Origin of the sequence: Streptomyces platensis (genome assembly GCF_008704855.1) — a bacterium.
Lineage (GTDB): Bacteria > Actinomycetota > Actinomycetes > Streptomycetales > Streptomycetaceae > Streptomyces > Streptomyces platensis.
This window is the reverse complement of the sequence record NZ_CP023691.1, coordinates 487,634-509,238: the sequence shown is the minus strand read 5'-3', so window position 1 is coordinate 509,238 and position 21,605 is coordinate 487,634. Positions and strand designations below refer to the sequence as shown.

General features: G+C 68.5%; 17 protein-coding genes and 2 pseudogenes. 8 read left to right on the top strand and 11 right to left on the bottom strand.

Going from position 1 to position 21,605, the window contains the following annotated elements:
* The first annotated feature begins 112 nt into the window (after positions 1-112).
* A complete protein-coding gene (locus CP981_RS37535; RefSeq protein ID WP_085923081.1) occupies positions 113-286 on the top strand; it encodes a hypothetical protein in 174 nt (57 codons plus the stop codon).
* The gene (locus CP981_RS02205; protein WP_085923082.1) at positions 283-549 is read left to right on the top strand and encodes a DUF4190 domain-containing protein; all 267 of its coding nucleotides are present in this window, start codon (positions 283-285) and stop codon (positions 547-549) included. Before CP981_RS37535 ends, CP981_RS02205 begins: the two co-directional genes overlap by 4 nt.
* Before the next feature lie 42 nt (positions 550-591).
* On the opposite strand, the gene CP981_RS02200 is transcribed toward CP981_RS02205, so the two are convergent.
* The 9 genes and pseudogenes from CP981_RS02200 to CP981_RS02165 all read right to left on the bottom strand — a co-directional run bounded on the left by CP981_RS02200 (position 592) and on the right by CP981_RS02165 (position 11,969).
* Positions 592-3,195: an SCO7613 C-terminal domain-containing membrane protein gene (locus CP981_RS02200; RefSeq protein ID WP_085923083.1), complete on the bottom strand. Its 2,604-nt coding sequence runs from the start codon at positions 3,193-3,195 to the stop codon at positions 592-594.
* A gap of 265 nt (positions 3,196-3,460) precedes the next feature.
* On the bottom strand, positions 3,461-4,207 hold the full coding sequence (locus tag CP981_RS02195; RefSeq protein ID WP_085923084.1) for an SOS response-associated peptidase: 747 nt from the start codon (positions 4,205-4,207) through the stop codon (positions 3,461-3,463).
* 157 nt (positions 4,208-4,364) lie between these two features.
* Complete coding sequence (locus tag CP981_RS02190) at positions 4,365-5,543, bottom strand: macrolide family glycosyltransferase (protein ID WP_085923200.1); 1,179 nt, start codon at positions 5,541-5,543, stop codon at positions 4,365-4,367.
* Between the two features lie 161 nt (positions 5,544-5,704).
* Complete coding sequence (locus tag CP981_RS02185) at positions 5,705-6,847, bottom strand: ABC transporter substrate-binding protein (RefSeq protein WP_085923085.1); 1,143 nt, start codon at positions 6,845-6,847, stop codon at positions 5,705-5,707.
* Positions 6,848-7,043: 196 nt separating this feature from the next.
* The gene (locus tag CP981_RS02180) at positions 7,044-9,884 is read right to left on the bottom strand and encodes a SpoIIE family protein phosphatase (RefSeq protein WP_085923086.1); all 2,841 of its coding nucleotides are present in this window, start codon (positions 9,882-9,884) and stop codon (positions 7,044-7,046) included.
* A gap of 152 nt (positions 9,885-10,036) precedes the next feature.
* The gene (locus tag CP981_RS02175) at positions 10,037-10,723 is read right to left on the bottom strand and encodes a hypothetical protein (protein ID WP_208852881.1); all 687 of its coding nucleotides are present in this window, start codon (positions 10,721-10,723) and stop codon (positions 10,037-10,039) included.
* A 114-nt stretch (positions 10,724-10,837) separates the two neighbouring features.
* Positions 10,838-10,981: pseudogene (locus tag CP981_RS38410) on the bottom strand (IS5/IS1182 family transposase); the annotation flags it as partial.
* A gap of 15 nt (positions 10,982-10,996) precedes the next feature.
* A pseudogene (locus tag CP981_RS02170) lies at positions 10,997-11,516 on the bottom strand (integrase core domain-containing protein).
* A gap of 87 nt (positions 11,517-11,603) precedes the next feature.
* Positions 11,604-11,969 carry a VOC family protein gene (locus CP981_RS02165; protein WP_085923087.1) on the bottom strand — a complete coding sequence of 122 codons (366 nt, stop codon included), beginning with the start codon at positions 11,967-11,969 and terminating at the stop codon, positions 11,604-11,606.
* A gap of 95 nt (positions 11,970-12,064) precedes the next feature.
* Between CP981_RS02165 and CP981_RS02160 the strand changes: the two genes are divergently transcribed.
* Positions 12,065-13,030 (top strand): helix-turn-helix transcriptional regulator, encoded by a 966-nt coding sequence (locus CP981_RS02160; RefSeq protein WP_085923088.1) that lies wholly within the window; start codon positions 12,065-12,067, stop codon positions 13,028-13,030.
* Between the two features lie 162 nt (positions 13,031-13,192).
* Here the strand turns inward: CP981_RS02160 and CP981_RS02155 are convergent, their stop codons facing one another.
* Together CP981_RS02155 and CP981_RS02150 are read right to left on the bottom strand one after the other, a co-directional pair.
* Positions 13,193-13,912, bottom strand: a complete 720-nt coding sequence (locus CP981_RS02155) for a class I SAM-dependent methyltransferase (RefSeq protein ID WP_244329501.1) — start codon at positions 13,910-13,912, stop codon at positions 13,193-13,195.
* A gap of 10 nt (positions 13,913-13,922) precedes the next feature.
* A complete protein-coding gene (locus CP981_RS02150; RefSeq protein ID WP_085923090.1) occupies positions 13,923-14,930 on the bottom strand; it encodes a serine/threonine-protein kinase in 1,008 nt (335 codons plus the stop codon).
* Positions 14,931-15,243: 313 nt separating this feature from the next.
* Between CP981_RS02150 and CP981_RS02145 the strand changes: the two genes are divergently transcribed.
* The 5 genes from CP981_RS02145 to CP981_RS02125 all read left to right on the top strand — a co-directional run bounded on the left by CP981_RS02145 (position 15,244) and on the right by CP981_RS02125 (position 21,553).
* Entirely contained in the window at positions 15,244-15,849 is a 606-nt protein-coding gene (locus tag CP981_RS02145) for a pyridoxamine 5'-phosphate oxidase family protein (protein ID WP_085923091.1), read from the top strand.
* 714 nt (positions 15,850-16,563) lie between these two features.
* The gene (locus CP981_RS02140) at positions 16,564-16,728 is read left to right on the top strand and encodes a thiomuracin/GE37468 family thiazolyl RiPP peptide (RefSeq protein ID WP_107429503.1); all 165 of its coding nucleotides are present in this window, start codon (positions 16,564-16,566) and stop codon (positions 16,726-16,728) included.
* 129 nt (positions 16,729-16,857) lie between these two features.
* Positions 16,858-19,491 (top strand): lantibiotic dehydratase family protein, encoded by a 2,634-nt coding sequence (locus CP981_RS02135; protein ID WP_143658824.1) that lies wholly within the window; start codon positions 16,858-16,860, stop codon positions 19,489-19,491.
* Positions 19,492-19,529: 38 nt separating this feature from the next.
* Complete coding sequence (locus CP981_RS02130) at positions 19,530-20,438, top strand: thiopeptide-type bacteriocin biosynthesis protein (RefSeq protein WP_158092619.1); 909 nt, start codon at positions 19,530-19,532, stop codon at positions 20,436-20,438.
* The gene (locus CP981_RS02125; protein ID WP_085923094.1) at positions 20,435-21,553 is read left to right on the top strand and encodes a thiopeptide maturation pyridine synthase; all 1,119 of its coding nucleotides are present in this window, start codon (positions 20,435-20,437) and stop codon (positions 21,551-21,553) included. The genes CP981_RS02130 and CP981_RS02125 overlap by 4 nt, the downstream gene beginning before the upstream one ends.
* Positions 21,554-21,605: the final 52 nt, after the last annotated feature.

Genomic DNA, 21,605 nt, shown 5'->3' with positions numbered 1-21,605 from the left:
GAGGGCCAAGGCACCGCTTCAAGGGCGCAGTTGGTGCCGTCACCGGAGCCTGGAACGCGTCGGCAGCCCGACGCTTCGGCTCCCTGCCGTCCCCGATACGGAAAGGCGGAGCATGCTTTTCTTGGTCGTAGCCCTGTTCCTGTTCGGCGCACTGCTAGGGACCGCGGCGCATGTCCCGGTGCCCGTCACGGTCGCCGCCGGAGTCGCCATCGCGGCCTGGCTGGTGTTCTTCTTCACCAAGGAGCGCCGCAAGGCCGGCCGTACGACGAAGGGAGCCGGCCGATGACCTCCGCCCGGATCCCTCTGAAGACCGGACCGCATCCGCAGGCCGACCGCATGGCTGTCGCCGCGTTCGTCTGCGGCCTGCTGGGCATCCTGGTGTTCAACATCTTCTTCGGCCCGTGCGCCCTGTTCTTCGGCGCCGCGGCTCTCTACCGCGGCACCATCCGGCGCCTGCGCGCCTACCTGGGCCTGCTGTTCGGCACCGTGGACCTCGTGCTGCTGGCAGTGCTGTCCGCCCACAGCGGGACCCTCAGCTGGCACCTCTGAGAGCCGGGCGGCAGCGCGCCACCTCTTGGCCCCGGTAGCCCGTCACGTCATGCCGCGCACCGTGTCACGCAGCCGCCGGGCCTCGTCGATCCGCTTCTCGTAGGTGGCCCCGAGCAGCAGCAGGAGCAGACCGGCCGCGGCCACCGGCACCCAGCGGGGCAGGAGACCGAAGACCTGGACCACGGTCGGGGCGAGCTCGTGCAGCCCGACCAGCATGAGTACGCCGCCGCCGACGATCAGCGGTGCCTGGAGACGCGTGCGGACCCCGGCAACGGTGGCGAGCAGGGCCGCCGCACCCAGCAGGAGCGGACGCACCCAGTTCTCATCGCTCCACATGGCCGCGAGGCAGGGAAGCATGGGCGCGCCCAGCCCCGCACCGTACGCGGGCCAGGAGCCCGTCCCCGGCGTGCTCGTACGGCGGCGGTGGCCGATGACCAGCGCGGCTGCCGTGATCGGGAGCGTGTACGCCTCGGGGGCGGAGACGCCCGCCAGGGCCAGACGTACCCAGGAGGAGGTGATCAGCAGGCCGGTCCCGACGAGTGCGGCGCGGCGGCGGTCCGGCCGCAGCGCGACGGCCAGGCCCGCGACCCCGGTCACGGCGAGGGCGAGGCTCAGCGCATCGGGGTGAAGTGCCGTCAGGGCGAGGGCGATTGCCGCCAGGGCGTAGCCGGCGCCTTCCACGGCCGTGGAGACCTGACCGCGTCCCGGGATCCGGTGCCAGACCGCCGCGGCACCGGCGGCGGCGACAGCGACGGCGAGGACCCCGAACGCGGTGATATGCCCGGGCAGGCCCGCTGTGGCCCCGGACGCGACCGCCTCGGCCCCCAGGGCGAGGACGGCGAAGGCACCCGCGCCCCGCGCCGCCGTGCGCACAGCGGGCGGGGAGGTTGTGGCCGAAAGGACGTGGGCGAGTACGGCGGCCGTTGCGGCGAAGGTACCCCATACCGCGAGCACGGCGGTCCGGTCGGCCGACGACCACAGCAGGGCGAGCGCGCCGGTGGCGGCCAGTACCAGGAGGCGCGGCAGCAGCGCGGCCTCCGGCCGGCGCACGACGTCCACGGCGGCGGCGACGGACGCGACAACGGCGGCCGCCAGCACCCACCCGTACGGCAGCCCCAGCGCCACCGGCAGCAGGAGCACCGCGGGAACGGCGGTCAGCGCCTGGGCGTTGCGCAGCGCGTGCGCCAGCCGGTCCGTGTGCCGGTCACCGTCACCGACGGTCCGGGCCCGCAGCCCGGCCATGACAGCCAGCACGGCGGCGGACAACCAGAGCACGACCAGCGGCGCGGTCGCGAGCTGCCAGCTCCACTGCGGCGGGTGCCCACCGCCCCAGAGCACGACGCCGTGGACGACGGGCCGGATGAGGGCGTGCGCGAGTTCCGACAGCACCACAACACCGGTCAGCAGCAGGCAAGTTGACGCGGCGACCAGCTCTCCCACCGCGGCCGCAGCTCGGGACGGCGGTGCGACCAGCCCACCCGTCGGCCCACTCGTCGCCTCGCCCGTCGGCCCGTCCGTCGCCTCGCCCGCCGGCCTGCTCGTCGCCGGCTTCGCCCACCGGCCGCTCCGCGCGCAGTACACCGCCGCCCACGCCGCGAGAAGCGCCGCCGGAGCCGCGTATCCGACCACGACCCACCCCGCCGGCAGGACATACCGCAAGCCCGCGCCGACGGCCACGATCAAGGCCACGACGGCCACGCCCTCGCCGCCGGCGCGCAGCGCGAACGGCAGAGTGCGAAAGCCGCGGCACAGCGCCATACCCAACAGCATCAACAGACCCAGCGGCACCCAGGCCCGCAGCACCTCGGCCGGCGACGGAGCGACCACCGCGTATCCCACCGCGAGCACCCCGCCCAGCAACGCCCATCCGCCGCCGACCGCCCGGGCCGCCGCGACCAGGCCGTTGGCAGCCCGTTCGCCCCCCACCCGCTCGCGGAACCCGGCCTGCCCGGCGGCGTCGCGTGCCGTCAGCGCGTACAGGACCGCGAAGTCCACCGCGGCCGTGGCGATCACCGCGGTCGCGTAGTCCCCGGTCATTCCGCCCAGGGCGGCAGTGCCCAGGAGGCCGGGCAGCCGAGCCATCAGGAACCCCACGGGCAGCGGGAGCCGGAGCCGCTGCCACCAGCCGTAGAGCGCCGCACCCACCGCCGTCAGCGCGGTGAGCACCGCCCAGTAGCCCGCCGTCCCGACGCGGTCCAGGCCGCCGAGTCCGGCCTGCCGGGCGGCATAGCCGTCCAGGAGCACCAGGGCGAGTCCCACCGCGGCCGACGCCTCGGCGGTGGCCGTGAGCTGCCGCCGCCGCAGCACAGGGGGCAGGGCAAGCGCGCACGCGGTCACCGCGAGCAGTACGGCGGCCCGCCCGCCGATCCCCAGCCGGCCCCAGCTCACCACGGTGAACACCAGCGCGGCCACCACCACCAGCACTCCGCCGACGATCAGCAGCGCGGTCCGGGCGGACGGCGCGGAGAACTCCCGCCCCGAGGCGTCCGCCGCCGCGCCGCTCCCGCCCATGGGAGCGGTCCCCGGCGCTCCCACAGAGGCGGCCACCGGTATCTCCGCGGGTGCGTCCCGGCGTACCCGCAGCGCGGCCAGCAACTCGGCGTGCCGCTGCACCAGCCACTGCCTGCGGGCGTCCAGCGCGCTCAACTCTCCCGTGACCTGCCACAACGCGAAGGCATCCGGCCCGGTCAGGGGCAGTCGGCAACGGGTGCACCGAGCGGGCGGAGGCGATCCCACGGGCATGCCGCAGTCCGGGCACCCCGGCGTTTGCATGTGCATGGCGCGAGTATGCGCAGCCCTGTCGGCCATGGGCTTGAGTACGCGTACTCAGTGTCGCTCTGGTGTCCGAGGCTCACTGCTCGCCGTGCCGGCCCGGACACTGCCCTCGCGCCCGAGGCCGATGTGGTGCGCCTCAGGCGTTGCCGGTGTCGTCGGCCGGCTCGGCCAGGAGATGCGGGCCGTTGTTGCGCACATCGTTGACCGCGGTCGATACCGCGCGCGCGGCCAGGTGTCCGGCGGCGGGGGCGGTCAGCAGGGCGCGTAGCTCGCCGGCGTCGTCGTGGGCGGGGTCGAGCCAGGCGCTCCAGTCGGCGGGTGCGATGGCGAGCGGCATACGGGGATGGACGCGGCCGGCGGCGTCGGTGGCTTCGGTGGTGATGATCGTGCAGGTGGTCCACCACGCCCCCGGCGCGCCGTCCTCGACGGCCGGGTCGCGCCAGAACTCGTACAGGCCGGCCAGGGCCATGACCTGGCTGTCTTCGGGGCTGATGAAGTACGGCTGCTTGTGGGCCTTGGCGGTCTCGGTGGCGGCGACGGTCTGCCACTCGTAGAAGCCGTCCGCGGGCAGCAGACAGCGACGCTTGGCGAACGCCCGGCGGTAGGCCGGCTTCTCCGCGACGGTCTCCACCCTGGCATTGATCATCTTCGCGCCCGTCTTCAGGCTCTTCGCCCACGACGGCACCAGGCCCCAGCGCAACGGCCGCAGCTGCCGCGTGATCTCCCCGGTCTCCCGCTCGACCCGCTCCAGCACCGACCACACATCGTCCGTCGGCGCCACATTCCAGCTCGGCTCCAAGGCCCGGTCAGGATCCCAGTGGGGGACATCGAAGACGCTCGCCAGGTCCTGCGGGCTACGAGTGGAGACGAATCGGCCGCACATACCTCTACCTTGCCAGGCTCTCCGCCGGATACGCCCTCATTGCTCCCCCTGAGCGTCGCCGTCAGGCGTCGAAGGCGAGGTTGACAAGGCCGCGAAGCCCCGAACGCCGGGGTGCGGAGCGCGGCTCCCACACCCCGGCGCCATCATGCGGCGGACCTCAGCGAAGACATTCCTCGATCACATCCGCGCCGCGAACGGCTCCGCCGCTGCCCTTGACCACCGTGCGCATGCGGTCGAGATTGCTGCGCACGGCGGGGTCGGAGGCGACTTGGGTGACGGCGGTACGCAACGACTCGGCGGTGACCGTCGCGGGGTCCAGCTGCACTCCGAGCCCGAGTTCCTGCGCGCGCCCGGCATTGGCGGCCTGCTCGGGCATTTGCGGAATGGTGACCAGGCCCACCCCGTAATACAGCGCCTCCATGGTGGAGTTCATCCCGGCGTGCGAGACGAAAGCGTCGGCGTGCCGTAGCACCGCCGGCTGCGGGAAGTACGGCCGGACGTCGAAGGTGGGCGGAATTTCTCCCAGCGCGGCCCGGTCCAGATCGCCGATGGCCATGGCCACTTGATAGGGCCCGTCGCGGAAGGCTTCGATGCAGGTGCGGTAGAACTCCGGCCGGTCGTTGAAGACCGTGCCCAGCGAAATGAACAGCACGGGAGCCTCGGGATCGGCCGGCGACCAGGGCTCGGCGTGCTCCCGGCTGCCCAAGGAGGGGCCGACGAAGTGGAAACGTTCGTCGAAGGTGTCACCGGCGGGCTGGAATTCCCGCGGTATGAACACAAGGTTCCGCTCTTCGGCGCCGTCCAGGACGCTCTCCGGGGCGAGCGTGACACCGTGTTCGGCGGAGAACTCCGCGCAGTCGGCGGCGAGCAGATCCAGCACGGGATTTTCGTCGCCGTTGTCGTTCATGACATCGCCGAACAGCGAGAACTCCTCGTTCGAGGCGAGGTTGGGAATGAGCCGCACGGCGGGCAGGCCCAGATTTTCCGCGACGACCCGGGCAGGCCAGTTCATACCGTCGTAACAGATCGCGTCCGGTGACTCAGCGGCGCAGTAGTCGCGCAGCACGGGGTACTGCGCACACATCTCCGCGAACATGCCGCGCAGGAAGAAGCGGATCTCTTCGAGGCCGAACTGGCGGGGCGGAGTAAGGATTTCAGGCGACTGGAGCTTCAGCTCCACCCAGCGCGCGCCGGCTTTGGTGACCGCCTCGGAGTGCTCCGCACTTGTCGCATAGTCCACTCGGTGCCCCCGGCGCACGAGCTCCTCGACCAGCGGCAGCGTGGGGTTGACATGCCCGTGTCCGAAAAGGGCTACAAATAACAGGTGTTTTGCCATGCCGTCGATCGTACCGAGCCAGAATTTCGGCTCCCCGGTTTCCCGTGCTCTTTCGGTCACCGGAGGGGCTGAGACCCGCCTCACCCGGTGGGGATCCCGAGCCCTCCAGCACGCACCTGGAGGCATCCGCCGCGGTCCGCACCACCGCCGACCAGGGCGGATCAGCCGCCGACGGCCTTGGCCCAGTTCTTCCGGACGGTGCGCAGAGCCTTGGCCAGCTGGGCCTCATTCGGGAACTGCGGCGTGCCCTCGACCGTCGGCAGCCGTGCGGCCAAGGCCTTGTTGAGGGTGCCGTTCTTCGCCATGGCGGCCAGCAGCACCGGACGGGCGTAGTCCACGAGGCGGAGGTTCTGGCCTTCCGGGCTGAACAGGTACTCCTCCCACAGGCGCGCCGCCGCCGGGTGCGGGGCGTCCTTGTTGACCGCCTGTGCGTAGTACTGCGAGAAGCTGCCGTCGAAGGGAATGGAGACCCGCCATTTCACGCCCGTCCCGCGGAGTTGGTCGAGGTGCGCCAGGTTGAGGTAATCCCATTCGATGCTGATCGGTGTCTTGCCCTTGGCGATCGTGGCCGGGTCGGGGTCGGCTCGGTTGTAGTTGCCGACTCTGTCGAGCCGGGCGAAGAAGTCGATACCCGGCTGGATATTGTCGAATGACCCTCCGTTGGCGAGCGCCGCCGCGTACACCGCGGCGAAGGCCGAGCCCGCGTCCGTGGGTTGGCCGTACATCGAGACCAGGCCCTTGTACTCCGGCCGGAGCAGATTCGCGAAGGAGTCGGGGCAGGTCTTGACGCGGGCGGCGTCGCAGCCGATCGAGACGTAGCCGCCGTAGTTGTTGTACCAGCGGGCCTCGGCGTCCTTCTGCTCCGGTGGGATCTGGTCGAACTGGGCGACCCGGTAGGGGGCCAGCAGATTCTGCCGCGCAGCGGACTGGGCGAAGGAATCCCCGATGTCGAGCACGTCGGGGGCGCGCTTCTGGCCCCGGTAGCGCCGGACCGCCTCGATCTCCTGCTGGCTGTGGCCGGACGGGTTGTCGACGACGACCTTGATGCCGTACTTCTTCTCGAAGCCGTCGATCAGCCTGTCGTAGCCGGCCCACTGGCGCGGCAGCGCGATCGTGTTGAGCCTGCCCTCCCGCTGTGCCGCCCTGACCAGCGCCGCCGACCCGCCCACGTCCGCGGCGGACTCGGCCCGGGAGGGCGCGACCGGCCGGGGCGTTCCCTCTTCCTGGCAGGCGCCGAGACCGAGCACCGCAAGACCGAGGCAGCACAGGAGGGCGCCTGTGCGGACCCGATGATGTGTAGCCACAACGCCTCCAGCAGGGCCAGGTGGGGGAGCGGTCCGCCGGGCGGGTGGCGAACGCGGCTCGGGGGGCGAGCCAGCGTACTCCGCGCCCTCGCAGGCCTCCGCCAGGACGGCTTACCCGGCCAGGTCATGGCGGCCGGCGGCGCCACACCCGTACGGATCCCACGCCCGTCCCCGGACGGGCGCCGCAGCCATGGCCTCACCACTGGCCGCGCTGCTCCCAATGGTTGAGCAGGTGCTCCGAAGGCTCCTCTTCCGACGGCAGGGGCTCGGGGCCGATCACCTGAGCGGCCCAGATCGTCTTGCCCCTGGGGGAGTAGCGGGTGCCCCAGTGTTCGGCGAACTGCGCCACCAGGAAAAGCCCGCGGCCGTCTTCGTCGGTGTCCTTCGCCTGGCGGATGTGCGGGCTGGTGCTGCTGCCGTCGGAGACCTCACAGATCAGGGTGCGGGTGTGCAGGAGCCGCACGTGGATGGGCTCGGCGCCGTGCCGGATCGCGTTGGTGATCAGTTCGCTGAGGATGAGTTCGGTACCGAAGGAGATGGCCTCCAGACCCCAGTCCGCCAACTGGCGGACACACGCGTTGCGGACCGGGCCCACCGCCGCCGGGTCGCGGGACACATCCCACTCGGCGACATGTGCCGGGTCCAGCCGCCGGGTCCGGGCCACCAGCAGCGCGACGTCATCGGTCGACCTGGCGGGCAGCAGCGACTGCATGATGGTGGCGCAGGTGTCCTCCGGCGTACGGTCCGGCCCGGCGAGGGCCGCATGCAGTGCCTCCAGCCCCGTGTCCAGGTCGCGGTTGCGGTTCTCGACCAGCCCGTCCGTGTAGAGCACCAGCCGGGAGCCCTCCGGCAGTGACAGTTCAGCCGTCTGGAAGGGCAGGCCGGTGCCGAGCCCCAGCGGCGGGGAGACCGGTGAGTGCAGGAACTCCACCCTCCCGTCGGGGTAGGCCACAGCCGGCGGCAGATGGCCGGCCGTGGCCACGCTGACCCGCCCGGAGACGGAGTCATAGATGACGTAAAGACAGGTGGCGCCGGTGATCGCCGGCACCTCCTCACCGTCCTCGTCCTGGACGTCGATATGGGTCACCAGCTCGTCCACATGGCCCAGCAGTTCGTCGGGGGAGAGGTCCAGGGCCGAGAAGTTGTGCACGGCGATCCGCAGCCGGCCCATGGTGGCCGCCGCATGCAGACCGTGTCCGACCACGTCGCCGACGACCAGCGCCACCCGGGCGCCGGGCAGCGGGATGACATCGAACCAGTCCCCGCCCACTCCCGCCTGCGCCGGAAGATAGCGGTGCGCCACCTCCAGGGCATCCTGGTCGGGCAGGCCGCGAGGCATCAGGCTGCGCTGGAGCGTCATCGCCATCGTGCGCTCGCGGGTGAAGCGCCGGGCGTTGTCGATCCCCACCGCGGCCCGCCCCGCCAGCTCCTCGGCGAAGGACAGATCCTCGTCGTCGAACGGAGGGGAGCTCCCCGACCGCCAGAAGTACACCATTCCCAGCACCACCCCCCGGGCGCGCAGCGGCACGACCGCCAGGGAGTGCACCCCGTGGTCCAGGATGCGCCGGGCGCGTTCCGGGTCCTGGGACCGCCAGGCGGAAGAGCCGGCCAGGTCCGGCACCACCATGGAGCTGACCTGGTCCGTACTCGCCGCCGCCGGGGTTCCCGGGACGGCCGTGATCAGCTCGCCGACGGGGTGGAGCGGATGGTCCGGCGGCAGACCGGCGAGCGCCGCCCGGCGCAGCGCGCTACCCGCCACGCTCGGCTCCTCGCCCTTCAGCACCGGTTCCTGAAGCTCGACGGTGACGATGTCGGCAAACCGGGGGACCGCCACCTGCGCCAGCTCCTCCGCCGTGCGCACCACATTCAGCGTGGAACCGATCCGCGCCCCGGCGTCGTAGAGGAGCCTCAACCGGTCCCGCGCCACCTCTGCGCGCCCTGACAGCCACCTCAGCTCGGTGGTGTCGCGCAGGGTCACCACGCTCGCCTGGTGGGCTCCGTAGGGGGTGGTGGACCGCTTGTTGACGGCCAGCAGTCTGTCCTGGGCCAGGTGCACCTCGTCGGTGGCGATCCGGTCGGACGCCAGGAGTCCGGCGGTGCGGTGGTCCAGCCCCAGGTCGTCGACCTGGCGTCCTTCCGCGTCCGCCGGCAGGTCCAGCAGCCGCCGCGCCTCGTCATTGGCCAGCAACAGCCGCCCGCCGCGGCCGACGATGAGGACACCCTCCCGCACCGCGTGCAGCACCGCATCGTGATGCTCGTACATCCGGGTCATCTCGGCCGGACCCAGACCGTGGGTCTGCCGGCGCAGCCGACGGCTCACCAGCCCCGCGCCTCCTCCGGCGAGCGCCAGCGCCGCGACCGCGGTACCGATGAAGAGGGGCAGCTGCTGGTTGACCGACTTCTGCACCTTTTCCACCGTCACCGGGGCGGCGACGATGGCGATGACCCGGCCCGAGGAGTCCTTGACGGGCGCCGCGGAAACTACGGAGAGCCCCAGGGCACCCTCGAAGGTCCTGGTGAAGGGCTTGCCCCGGGCGGCCTCCGCATACGGCCCGATGACGTGCTTGCCGATCTGACGCGGGTCACTGTGGGTGAGGGTGATCCCGTCGAGTTTGTACACGATGAGAGCGTCGACACCGGAATCCTTCCGGGCCGCCTCCGCCAGCGGCTGGAGCTTCGCGGTCGGATCGGCGCTGTTCAGCGCCTCCTGGAGCCCCGGGGAGTGCGCGAAGGACTCAGCGGCGGCGAGCGTCCGGTGCCGGGCGTCGGTCATGGTGTCCCGCCGGGTCTGCACGACGAAAGCCACCACTGCCGCCGCGACGAGCAGTACCACCAGCACCAGCTGAAGGAGAAAAACTTCCCGGGCAACGCTGCGTGTCGACCAGGACGGCCGTACGGGCTGCTGATCTCCCCCCTCCGCAGGACGCTCGTCCTGACGGTCACCGACATCGCTCCCGGCAGGCTTCCCACCCGAAAAAGCGGAATGCCCGGGCACACGGCGTAGCCAACGCCGGAAACGACCCGAAAATCCGCTCATGATTCACATTTATCCTTCTTCGCCCGGGCGGCGGCAAGGCGTGGTACGGCAGGTGCCACAGTGAGGTCACGGGAGCCCTCCTGCAAAACTGATCGGCCCCGCCCTGCCCCCGCCTCCAGCCCGCCGGCGCGGAGCCTCGCGCGAAATCCCCGTTACGTCCCGCTGCGCGGGCCGAGGGCCGGCGGCGTCTGGTCATCTCCGGACGGGCCGACGTCGCCGTCCTTCCACGCGGGGTCGTAGGCACAGGGCACGCCGGCACCGCCGGTGAAGTACTCCCGGTCCGGGTACCAGCTGAAGGACATCCGCTCGGCGCCGTCGTCCCGTTTGGCGAACAGGTCCCAGTTGCCCTGCTCGCCCTCAGAGTAGGACGTGATCTCCCAGCCCTCGTCCTTCAGATGCCGGTGGAGCCGGCGCAGACCGGTTACGGCCTGGCGCGCGGGGACGTGGTCCAGCGCCCAGCTGTGGCTCATCTGGTAGGCGCCGTCGACGGTCTTGTCCTCCAGCCCCGTGAGACCCCCGTGGCAGAAGGAAGAGCCGAGCGTGTTCTCCGTGCTGACGCCGACGTCCTCGACGCCTGGTTTCACGGTGCGCTGGAACCCCACGACGTCATACGCCTCCTGAGAACGCTGAAAGGCGCGGCTCGCCATCTCCTCGGGCGCGACGCGGGGAAAGTCCGACGACCCCCATGAGCCCGAGGCGATCAGGACGACCAGAACGAGTACGACGACCGGGGCGCAGCCGCAACCGAGGGCCTTGAAGACGAATGAGGAGACCCCGGAATCGCTCGGGACGGTGGAGCTGGGTTCGGTGGGTTTGGTGGGTGCGGTTTCCGGGGGCATAGGGGGACGCTATGTCAGCGGGGGAGCGCGGTGGATGGGCGCGGCTACGGGCAGGGAGTAGGTACGCGTACTCACTTGATGAGCACGGCCCCCACGCTGATCCGTCTATGCGATGGTGGAGTCCACCGCGATGTCCCGGTCGCTCTCGCCGGTGGCGGAGTCGGCCGCCGCTTCGACTTGGTGCAGCGGACGCTCCCAGGTGCCGTCGGCGGACCACCGCCGGTGACGTTCTTGGAAGCCATGAGTGTGCGGCCAGGATCTTGCGGCACGGTGCTAGCTGTACTGACCGGGCACGTTGATCAATCGTGAGAACGGCGGCAGGCTCCCGCATGCCGTATGGGGTCTGTGGTGGTTGTAGTAGTGCAACCAGCTTTCCAACTCAGTTCGGCGTTCGGCCTCGGAGGCGCAGCAGCGGGCGTAGGCCCAGCCGTCTGCCATGGTGCGGTGGAAGCGTTCGACCTTCCCGTTGGTCTGCGGACGGTAAGGGCGGGTGTACTTCGGCGTGATCGAGAGGGCGTCGCACGTGTCGCGCCACAGAAAGGAGCAGACGTTGGCGTAGGCTGACGCACCGCTTTGTCACGGCCTTGGGAGTCCTGTTTGGAGACCTTTGCGGCCGTGAGGTTCGGTCCTGCATGGACTCGCCTGCAAGGTAGCGGTCGACCCAGCGCTTTACGGTCGGCCAGGAGACCTGGAACCGGGCCGCGACTTCGCTGATTGGCCAGCCGTCGTCGACGACGAGTCGAGCGACTTTCAGACGGTGGCGCGGGGGGAGGACGGCGTTCGGATGGGACATTTCTGCGCTCCTGGACAGGCTGAAGGGCCGGCCATCGTGTGTGGCCGGCCCTTCGACAACTTGAGGTGTGGAGAGGGGACGTACAGCTCAGTCGACCGGGGAGACCCGGATGAGGTTTCCATCGGGGTCAGTGATCACGAACGTGCGGCCGAAGACAGCGTCGTGCGGCTCCTCGACGACATGGACCCCCTTCGAGACCCAACTCGTGAAGACCTCGTCAACTGCGGACGATGGTCCCGGCATCATCAGTCCGACTTCGCTCGTGCGAGGAGTGCTCGGGACAGCGTGCTCGCTGTATCCCGTCCACAGCGCGAACAGGACGCCGGGGGCAACCTCGAAGGCCACGTAGTGGGGACTGGTGAAGGTCGGTTCGAGCTCGAACAGGTCGCTGTAGAAGGCGGTAGCGGCCTGGGCGTCGCGAACGCCGATCAGGAACAGGTTCGGTGCGGCCATGGAGCGCTCCTCAACTAGTTGATTTCTTGGTACTGCTCCAGCGGATCGTCTGATCGCGACAGAACCTGTCACCTTTTCTGCGAACATTGGCGAGCATGAAGGCTTCGCGGCTCTTGCACCTACTGCTGCTCCTGCAGACCCGTCAGCGCATCACCACCAGCGAGCTCGCCAAGCGGCTGGAGGTGTCTCGGCGGACTGTGCTGCGGGATGTGGAGGCACTCTCAACTGCGGGTGTGCCTGTTTATGCAGAACGGGGGCGGAACGGCGGGATCATCTTGCTCCCCGGTGCGCGGCTCAACGCATCCCACCTGGACCCACCAGAGCTGGAGGCGCTCTCCGTGGCTGGCTTGGACAGCGCGCAGCTTGAGGGCATGGGCCTGTCTGGGGTGTGGGAATCGGCCGCGCGCAAGATCGCTGCCCGCCAGGCTGGATCACCTGAGCCACCGAACTTGCTGCGATTGGCGGACCTGGTGCTGGTGGAAAGCACCTCGTGGTTCGCCGGCTCAGAGGCGGCGATCGACGTAGCGGATCTGGCTACGGCACTGCGGCACCGCTGTCGGCTGCGCATCCGGTACCGGCGCAGCGCCGAGAGTCGGGCCTCGACGCGAGTGGTCGACCCGTACGGGATCGTGGCGAAGTCAGGCCGCTGGTATCTCATCGCCGACGACCAGGGGGACGGTCGGCTGTTCGCTCTGGAACGACTCTCGGCCTACGAACAGCTCAACGCGCCGGCTGTTCTTCGACCTGGTGAGACCCTTCACACCAGGTGGGCCGCGTTGAAGGCACGCACCGAGGCGCAGGGCCGCGTGAGCGTGACCATCCGCCTGCCAGAAACTGGCATCGACCTGGCGCGGCGCATACTCGGCAACCGCATCCACGAAGTTTCCGACCCAGAAGATGGTTGTTGCACCGTCGTCGTGCGCTATCCCAACATCGAGTCAGTGCGCCAGCTCCTCCAATTCGGTGACCATATCGAGGTGCTCGCCCCAGAGAGGGCCCGCGAACGCATCAGTCAGCTCGCCAGAGACCTGCTTGAACGCCACTCGGCCCCCACCTCGTAACTGCTGATCGGAGCGCCGTGCTTTCAACCAACGTCTCCGGTCAGTACAGCTAGCGGAGTACGTCCTAGCCGAGACGGTTCGGCGGCCGTACGTGCGGCTGAGGGCCGTCCAGGGCGGTCGGCCTCCTGATCAGAGGCACGGGCCGCCCTGCCGCCGTGGTGGTCATTCCGCGGGACGACGGCCCCATGCGGAAATGGTGATCTGGGGGATGTCGAGGAAAGCGGGGTCCTTGAGAAGGGTGGCGAACTCTGCCAGGTCGGCTTCCGTGATCAGACCGTCGGCGAGGAGGCCGGGGGCCGCTTGGGTGATGAGTGGGAGCCAGCGGTCCTTGCCAAGTCCGCCCATGCAGCCGGGGTTTCCGGCGAAGTCCACTTCGGTCAATGAATGGCGAGCCAGGAGGGCCGGCAGGCCGCGGACCCAGGTCAAGTCGGCGCCGTGAGCGTGGTACATGCGCTGGTAGGCGTCCAGAATGCGCTGGATCACGGGGAAGGGGGAAGTGCTGGCCGGCAGGTGAAAGGGCTCTTCGATGATGAGCCAGCCGCCGGGGGAGAGCCAGCGGGTGGCCCGTGCGACTATCTCGTCGCGTTCCGGGAGGTGGCAGAACAAGTAGCGGGCGTGGATGAGGTCGAAGCTGCCGGGCACGTAGTCCTCGCGCGTGATGTCGGCTTCCTCGATCTCCAGATTCGCGGCCCGGCCCGCTTCGAGGTGGCGGGTATCGAGATCAACTGCGACGACGCGTCCGTCCGGGCAGCGTTCGGCGAGCCAATAGGCGATGGATCCGGCGCCTGCACCCAGTTCCAGGCAATTCCAGGAGGTTTTGATGGGGAGGCCGTCGAGGATCCCGGTGGTGAATGCGTCGACGTTGCGTTGGATGGACTTCAAGCGGTCACTCTCACGAGGGGAGTCGTTGCTCAACATGCCGCTGTGGTAGGGGGTGGTGGCAGGTTGCTGTGTCACGGGTGCGCCTAACTGGTATGCGTACTGGGGGAGTTCTTATCGCGTTGGACCGGCTTGGTGGGGCGGTGTGCTTCGGGCAGGGGTGAATGAGTGCACGGCGAGTGGCGTGGGGGTCGGAGTACGGCGCTTTGGGCGCCGCCGCCGGCTCCGTCCCGTTCAGCATGTGCAGCACGGCGTCGATGCCGGGCCGGGTCTTGGGGTCTTTGTCCAGCAGCGCCATGATGACCGCTGTCAGATGGCCGGCACCGACCGGCTCATCGGGCTGGTCGTGGCTGACGGCATGGATCGTGGACAGCACCGATCCCCGGTCGAACGGCGAGACACCGGTAGTCATTTGATAGAGCGTCACACCCAGTGACCAGAGGTCCCCGGCCGGACTCTCCACGCCCTTCAAACGCTCGGGGGCGACGTACGCGGCCGTGCCGACGACGGCCCCGGTCATGGTGATCTTGGTGTCGGCGTTGTGCCTGGCGATACCGAAATCGGTGACGAGAACGTCGCCGCCGTCCGTGACCATGACGTTCGGCGGCTTGATGTCCCGGTGAGTGATCCCGACTCCGTGCGCCGCGGCGAGCGCGGCGAGGACACCCCGGGCAATGCGGTCGATCAGCTCAACGGGAAGCCCGTCGGGTTCGTCCTCCAGCAGCTCCGCAACCGACTGCCCGCGTACGAGACGCATCACCGTCCACGGCAGTCCCTCGTGCTCGACCACGTCGTGGACGGCCACGATGTTCGGATGGTCGCGCAGCGCGGCGGCGTGCTGCGCCTCCTTGCGGGCGTACGCGAGGGCGGACCGGTGCGGCTCGGTGGTGTCCTGGGGGTGCATCCGGATGGACTTGACGGCCACATCGACATTCAGGCTCAGGTCCCGGGCCTGCCACACCTCGCCCATGCCCCCGCGGCCCAGACGCCCGACCAGCTCGTACCGCTCGGCGACGACCATGCCAGGTGCAACCTGCGTCGCCAAATCTTCAGCCCCGCCCCGAGATCCGACACTGCGCCCTATCGACGGCACATTGTAAGGGCGTGGTTACCTGCCCGGAAGCCGAAATGGCCTGACCGGTGAATCCACCGGACCGATACCCGGACACACCCGCCGCCGGAGAACTGCTGGCCTGTGCACCTCACTTGCCGCCCATCCCGGGCCGCGTCCTGGTGGCGTGCTGGTGACGACTGCGCTGGTGGTGGTTGATTCCCCTGCCGCCTGATCCCTACCCCCCCTCCCGCAGGGGAGGGCCACACCTCATAATCGAGCAATGGGGAAGAGCCACGAGCGAATAGACGGCAGGCTGCGTGCCTTTATCGAGGCACAGCACATCTTTTTCACCGCGACGGCGCCGCTGGACGGCGACGGCACCATCAACCTTTCGCCCAAGGGTCTGAACGGCTCCTTCGCCGTGATCGACGAACTCACCGTGGCCTACCTCGATTTCGCCGGCAGCAACGCCGAGACGATCGCGCATCTGCGCGAGAACGGCCGCATCACCCTGATGTGGTGTGCCTTCGACGGTCCACCCAACATCGTGCGCGTACACGGTCGCGGAGAGCCGGTCTTCCGCGACGACGCCCGTTGGAACGAGCTGATGCAGCACTTCCCGGATATCGACCCGACCACGCACGGCCTGCGGGCGATCATCGTCGTGGCGGCCGAGAGCATTCGCGACACCTGCGGGTACGCCGTCCCGTTCATGGCCTACGACGCAGACCGCCCCCTGCACGCGTCGCGCTTCGCGCGCGAGACCGATGAGTCACTCGATGCGTACTTCCAGAAGAAGGACCACATCGCGACCAGCATCGACGGCCTGCCGGGCCTTCCCCTGCCGCTGCCACCACTTCCGCGGACCGCAACCCACGACCGGTAGGGGACACCACGGCGGGATCTCCGCCAGGAGACGGGTCACGCCACCCGGGCCTCTCCACGTTCGATCAAGTGACCGCAGGCGCGCCTGGGTGTCTTTGGCGTCTTCGAGCTGACGGTAGACGCCGGCCGGGAGTGGAGGCCGAACGGTCAGAGGAGACGCACAGGTACGCACCCAGGCCTAAGGGCTGTCCCACAATCCCCGGCGGGCGCACGACGACAGCTGCGGCACTCCTCCAGCTAACGCTGGGAGGTGGCCCCACGACGTGTTGTCGGAACATCCGGATAGGCCCGGTATCCGGACGTCCCTCTGCCTTGCGATGCAGCTCGGCATCCGAGGGACGAATGAAGAGCCGAGAGGGAGTTCGCGCAGCGAATGCAGTGCATCTGATGCCGTGCGCTGATCCACCAGGACACCGACAGTCGCGTTGCTCAGCAGAAACCGGCGTCATGGGCAAGGTGTGGCCCTCGACGACGGCGGGTGATCAGTGCCCGTCTGCCGGGTAATATCGGAATCAATTGTTCCGCAAATGACCCGTCCCTCTCGCCTTGGCCGGAACTCGTCCCATCACATTCTTGGGACGGTGGCACTTGTCAACGGCTGCTGTTAGCGTCATTGACTGTGACACATGGGGGCGGCATAACCTGACGACGCTCCTTGCCAGTTTCTCCGTCATTACCTGACGGAGAACTAATCCTGTTGCGGAAGGAGTCGTAGATGGAAGACACCGATTTCGATTTCGACCTTGCGGACATCCCCTCGGATGTATTCGAGCTGGCTGACCGTGGGCTCACGGTGGAGTCGTTGACCAGCGGCCACGGGCTGGTGGAGAACGGTACTTCGTCGCCGAGCTGCGGAAGCTCCTGTTCGTCGCTGCCGTAACCAACGGGCGGGCGTCAGGAGCATCGCTGCCCTGGCGCCCGCTGGCGACATTGCGTGGTAGGTCAGCGGAGTAGGACGTGCCCGGTATGAAGATTCTGGGCATGAGTGGGCTTCAGGCAAGGATGATGCGTGACTTCGTACTCCGTCAGGGAATCCTTTTTCGTGCGCTTCTGCGGACTCCCGGCCTCGGTGTTGGATGAATTGACGCGGTGCCGTTCCTGGGGACTGGTCGAAGAGATTCAGGCGCTGGACGATGCATTGAATATCGACGCCGAAAGCCTGAAGGACGCACTGTATTCAGTGATCGGCGGGCTCGTCGACTCTGCATTCAAACCCCGCCTGGTGGCATTGCGGCGCTGTGTCCATCGGCGAAGATTTCCGGCCAAAGGTGAATGGGGTCCGAGCGTCGCGAGGGCCCTCCCGGGGGAAGTGGCGGCACAAGTCGAACAATGGCTGATTCGCATGCGGAGACGCGAATCGGCCCTGGCCGAACTCTTTGTGACCGCGGAGCAGGAAACGCACGAGGAAACGAGAAGCCTCCTCAAAGCAGCTACTGACCCGGTGTTCCGGCATGCCCTGTCTCAGGCCAGCCCCGCCCTGCTGGACGAGCTGCTGCGCCTTGAACTTGCCGGCCAATCGAAGCTGCGGCGGCGCACGGCCATCGGGTTGACGAAGTTCGTTTCCCGAGCGGCCACCAAGACCAGCCCGTACAGCACCTTCACCGCAACCGCCGCCGGGGCCTGGGCGGCCGGCACAGGGCCGCTCTTCTCCTCATCGGGCAGGCACGAGCTGCGCTGCGTGCTCGAACTGGACCGGATGGTCCTGGAGCAGACCGTCAATTCTCTACTCGCTGAGGGCATGCCGAGCAACGCGTTGCGGATCCGGCCGAACCCCAGCCTGAACGAGCTCGACGGCCGGTACACCTTCCTCGGGCGAAGGCCGGCAGAGCCGTTGGTGGCCATTCGTGCCTCCCGGGAAGTCAGGGAGTGTCTGAGGATCGTCGGTGACGGATGCACGGTGGAGCACCTGCACAGCACACTGGCTGCGCGTACCCCGCAGCGGTCGGCGGCGGTCCGCTTTTGCGAGCAACTCGTCCGGATGGGTGTGCTGGAGTACGAATCGCCGGTGCCGGACCAGTCGGAGAGGCCACTGGACGACCTCATCAGGTTCCTCGGTACCACGGATTCGGACCGGCGTCGGAAAGTCATCCCTTTACTGGAGTCCCTGCGCGCGACACTTCGGCAGGATCCATCGCCGACAGCCGTGGCACCGTATCGGGAGCAACAGCGTGTGATCTCCTCGCTGGTCGCCGACATCGGGCAGGAACTGGGGCTCGACTGGCCCAAGGCCGACGTTCTGCGCAAGGTCGCCTTTCACGAGAATGCCGTCCGCGTCGGGGGCGACATCAGCTGCTCGTCTTCTCACTGGCGGCCGGTGCTCGACGACTTGGACGTGTTGCGGCGCTGGCTTGCCCTGCACGATCGCATGCTGCCGGTCCGCGTTGCCTACACCGCGTATGTAGGACACCGCTTCGGTGCCGGAGCGAGCGTTCCGTTTCTCGCGTTGCATGAGGCGGTGCAGGCCGACCTCGCTCGCGACGATGCGAACTGCCCCAGCTGGCTGCGCCCCTTGCGCCCCTTCCTCCAGCTCAGCAATCCGGTCCCGGCTGACGAGCTGGAGCGGAGCCCCGTGCCCTCGTTGAGTCGGCTGCACCGGCTGCGCCGCGAATCCCTGGAAACCGTGCTGACGGCCGATCGCCAGGAAGACGGCGTCCTACACGCTGATCCCGCGGTCTTGACGGAGTTGTCATCACAGTGGCCTGACTGGGTCCGTACCCCGGGATCGATCGCCTGCTACCTCCAGCCGTACACCGTGAACGGCGAACTGAAGGCAGTGGTGAACACGATCAGCGGCGGATGGGGAAAGGGGCGTGCTCGATGGTCGCGTTTGCTCGACCAGGCCGGCGGGCGCCTCCACGACGTGCCACGCACCGATGACGACGTGCACGCTCCGCTCCTTGCCGAGATGTCCGGCACCTTCGGGGTTTCGGTGAACCTGCGGAGGGCCGTCGCCCCGTATGAGCTCGACTACCCATACACCACCAGTACGCGCCCGGACGACGAGCGGATCCCACTCAACGATCTCCTCGTGCGACACATGCCGTCGGGCGCGACGATCGAACTGTGGTCGAGGTCCAAGGGCCGGCGCGTGCAACCCGCGCATCTGGGCATGATGGCTGATCCGTTGCTGCCACCTGCGGCCCGCTTGCTGTTCGCGGCGTTCGGGCAGTCCTATCTGCTGCACCCGAGCCTTTCGCTGCTCAAGCCCCGAGAGGCCGTTGAGTCCTCGGACGTCGCCTTCCAACCCCGTATCGAGGTGGGTAGGGCCGTCGTGCAGCGGGCCGAATGGTCGGCCCCGATCGCGTGCGTACCGCAGGAACGCGCCGGCGAACCGGACGGTGCGTATCTGCTGCGCTTGGCGGAATGGCTCCGTGCTCATCAGATACCCCGGCGCTGCTTCGTCCGCTTGTATGCGACAGATGGTGACTGGGTGAGCCGAGTGTTCGTGAAGTCCAGGAAGCCTATGTTCCTCGACTTCGCCAGCCTGTCGATGGTGGCCGTCTTCAGGAACATGACCAAGGAGTTCAGCGGCAGAGTCGGCTTCGAAGAGGCTCTGCCCGACCCTTCCGATCCGTCCCCGTTCGAGTGTGACGGGCCCAGAGTCGCCGAGTTCGTCGTCGAACTGACCGCGGACGGCTCCTGATGCGCCACGAACGCCGCGTGGGGGGCGACCGTTTCTGGGTGAGCGCGCATCTCTTCTCTCAGGGCAACCTGGATCGCTTGCTGACCGACCTGGTGGACCCCTTGCTCGACGAACTGCGTGAGCGGCGGTTGGCGGATCGCGGGTTCTTCCTCCGGTACTGGGACGGCGGTCCGCATATCCGATTCCGTGTGCTGCCTTCCTGCCGGGAGGCTGTCGCCGCAGTGCGCGACCTCATCGAGCAGCGGGCCTTCGCGTACTTCGCGCACAGCCCGGCCCCGGAGGTGCTCAGCCAGGAGGAGTACCTGCACTCCGCCCGCGAGATCGGGGCGTGGGAAGGCGTCCGGCCCACGGAGCGCATGTACGCCAACAATTCCGTGCACTTCCTGCCTTATGTTCCCGAGCATCACCGTTACGGTCAGGGCGCGACGCTGGAAGTCGTGGAGGAGCACTTCAGCACCTCGAGTGAGCTCGCATTGGACCTGCTGCGTGGCACAACCGGCCCCGAACAGCGTGAACTGGCCGCTCTGTGCCATCTGTTGCTGGCTTGGTTCCTCAGCGCTCAGGACGTGCACGAGCTCGCCGGACGGCAGCTCGCCAAAGTGTCCGCACGGCGCGCGCCCGGAGCAGTGGATGCGGTGGCGGCGTCGGACGCCCGGTTTCTGCGCCGGCGCGAGCGCTTGCTGACGCTCACCGCCACCATGCGCAACGTCGGGCGCGCATGGCCGCACATGCCGGACGACAGCAGTCTGAAGCGGTGGGCGTCTTCCGTCTCGGGTGTGGTGGACGCGCTGGGCGCCGACGCGTGCGCGCCGTCAGCGGAGTCAGCGGCGGACCTGTGTGCGCACCTCTTCGCCAATCGCGTCGGGGTGCGCATCGACGCCGAGGGCTCGCTGCGTTACCTGGCAGCCCGTGCGATCACCGATCCTGCCGTATTGGAGGGCGCATGATGTGGCGGAGCTTCCACGTCTACTACTACGACCGAGACAAGAGCGGCCTACTGCTGGATGCTGTCCGCCCTTTCTTGCAGCGGATAACGCCCGAGGTGTCCGGGGCGCACTACCTCTTGCACTGGTTGCGCGGCCCGCACGTTCGTATCAATGTGAACGCTGAGCCCGAAGCCTTCGCGGCGACCGTGCTGCCTGCACTGGACGAGGTGATCACGCCATATTTGGCCGAGCATCCGTCAACCGCAGTGATCGACGCGGCCACGCTGGAGACCCAGCACACACGCCTTGCGCAGCTCGAACATGAACCGGGCCCGGTCACTCCGTTGTACGCGGACAACTCCGTCCATGAGGCCGACCATGACCAGCGGCTGCACGTTCTCGGCAGTGTGCAGGCCGCCGAGCTGCTCGCGGATTTCTATGACTCCACCACGCCGCTCGCCTTCGAGATGCTTGACCACACCCACCGTCGTGGCAGCCCGTTGGCCGGACTGTGCTTCGACACCATGATCGCCACGGCACATGCGTTGTCCGGCGTCGGGCTGCAACGCGGTTTTGTGTCCTTCCGATCGCATGCGGAAGCCTTCCTGTCTTGGTGGCCGGAGGCCGAGGGGTTACGTCAGGCATGGGACCAGCACTACACCGCGCATGCTGGGAAGCTCGCCGAACGTGTACGTCACGTCATGCGGGCAGTTGAGTCACCGACGGAGTCGAAAGGCCTGGTGTGCCGCTGGGTGCAGCAGGCAGCTCCCTTTTTGCCGCGCGGGGCCGAGCTGATGACCGCCGGCGAGCTGTCCATGGATCCGCCCTGGGCAGGCCGGTTCTCCGAGGACGACGAGCTGATCGCCGAGATGGCACGCAAGAGCGCGTTCCACAACCATCGCCGGCCTGCTGGCGAAGTGGTTGACCAGGAATGGTTCGACCAGTACCGACTGATCCTGAATTACACGTATCTACAGTTGACCCGCTTGGGGCTGTCACCGGTGGAGCGGTTCCTGCTGTGCCACCTTGCGGCGAACACTGTTGAGGACCTGTTCGGTGTCGCGGCCACCGAGGTGCGATTGCCCGCACCCGGCGAGTTGCAGCGCGGGGCCACGAGCCTGCGGGAGTCGTCGTGAGCCATGGGGACGTGCGTCGCCTGTACCGGCTCAAAGATGGCGTGCACAGCGT

Coding starts and splice junctions, on each gene's coding strand:
- CP981_RS02145 (WP_085923091.1), top strand. CDS start 15,244: ATGGGGAAGAGCCACGAGCGAATAGACGGCAGGCTGCGTGCCTTTATC.
- CP981_RS02205 (WP_085923082.1), top strand. CDS start 283: ATGACCTCCGCCCGGATCCCTCTGAAGACCGGACCGCATCCGCAGGCC.
- CP981_RS02150 (WP_085923090.1), bottom strand. CDS start 14,930: ATGGTCGTCGCCGAGCGGTACGAGCTGGTCGGGCGTCTGGGCCGCGGG.
- CP981_RS02140 (WP_107429503.1), top strand. CDS start 16,564: ATGGAAGACACCGATTTCGATTTCGACCTTGCGGACATCCCCTCGGAT.
- CP981_RS02165 (WP_085923087.1), bottom strand. CDS start 11,969: ATGGCCGCACCGAACCTGTTCCTGATCGGCGTTCGCGACGCCCAGGCC.
- CP981_RS02160 (WP_085923088.1), top strand. CDS start 12,065: ATGAAGGCTTCGCGGCTCTTGCACCTACTGCTGCTCCTGCAGACCCGT.
- CP981_RS02125 (WP_085923094.1), top strand. CDS start 20,435: ATGATGTGGCGGAGCTTCCACGTCTACTACTACGACCGAGACAAGAGC.
- CP981_RS02175 (WP_208852881.1), bottom strand. CDS start 10,723: ATGCCCCCGGAAACCGCACCCACCAAACCCACCGAACCCAGCTCCACC.
- CP981_RS37535 (WP_085923081.1), top strand. CDS start 113: ATGCTTTTCTTGGTCGTAGCCCTGTTCCTGTTCGGCGCACTGCTAGGG.
- CP981_RS02195 (WP_085923084.1), bottom strand. CDS start 4,207: ATGTGCGGCCGATTCGTCTCCACTCGTAGCCCGCAGGACCTGGCGAGC.
- CP981_RS02190 (WP_085923200.1), bottom strand. CDS start 5,543: ATGGCAAAACACCTGTTATTTGTAGCCCTTTTCGGACACGGGCATGTC.
- CP981_RS02180 (WP_085923086.1), bottom strand. CDS start 9,884: ATGAGCGGATTTTCGGGTCGTTTCCGGCGTTGGCTACGCCGTGTGCCC.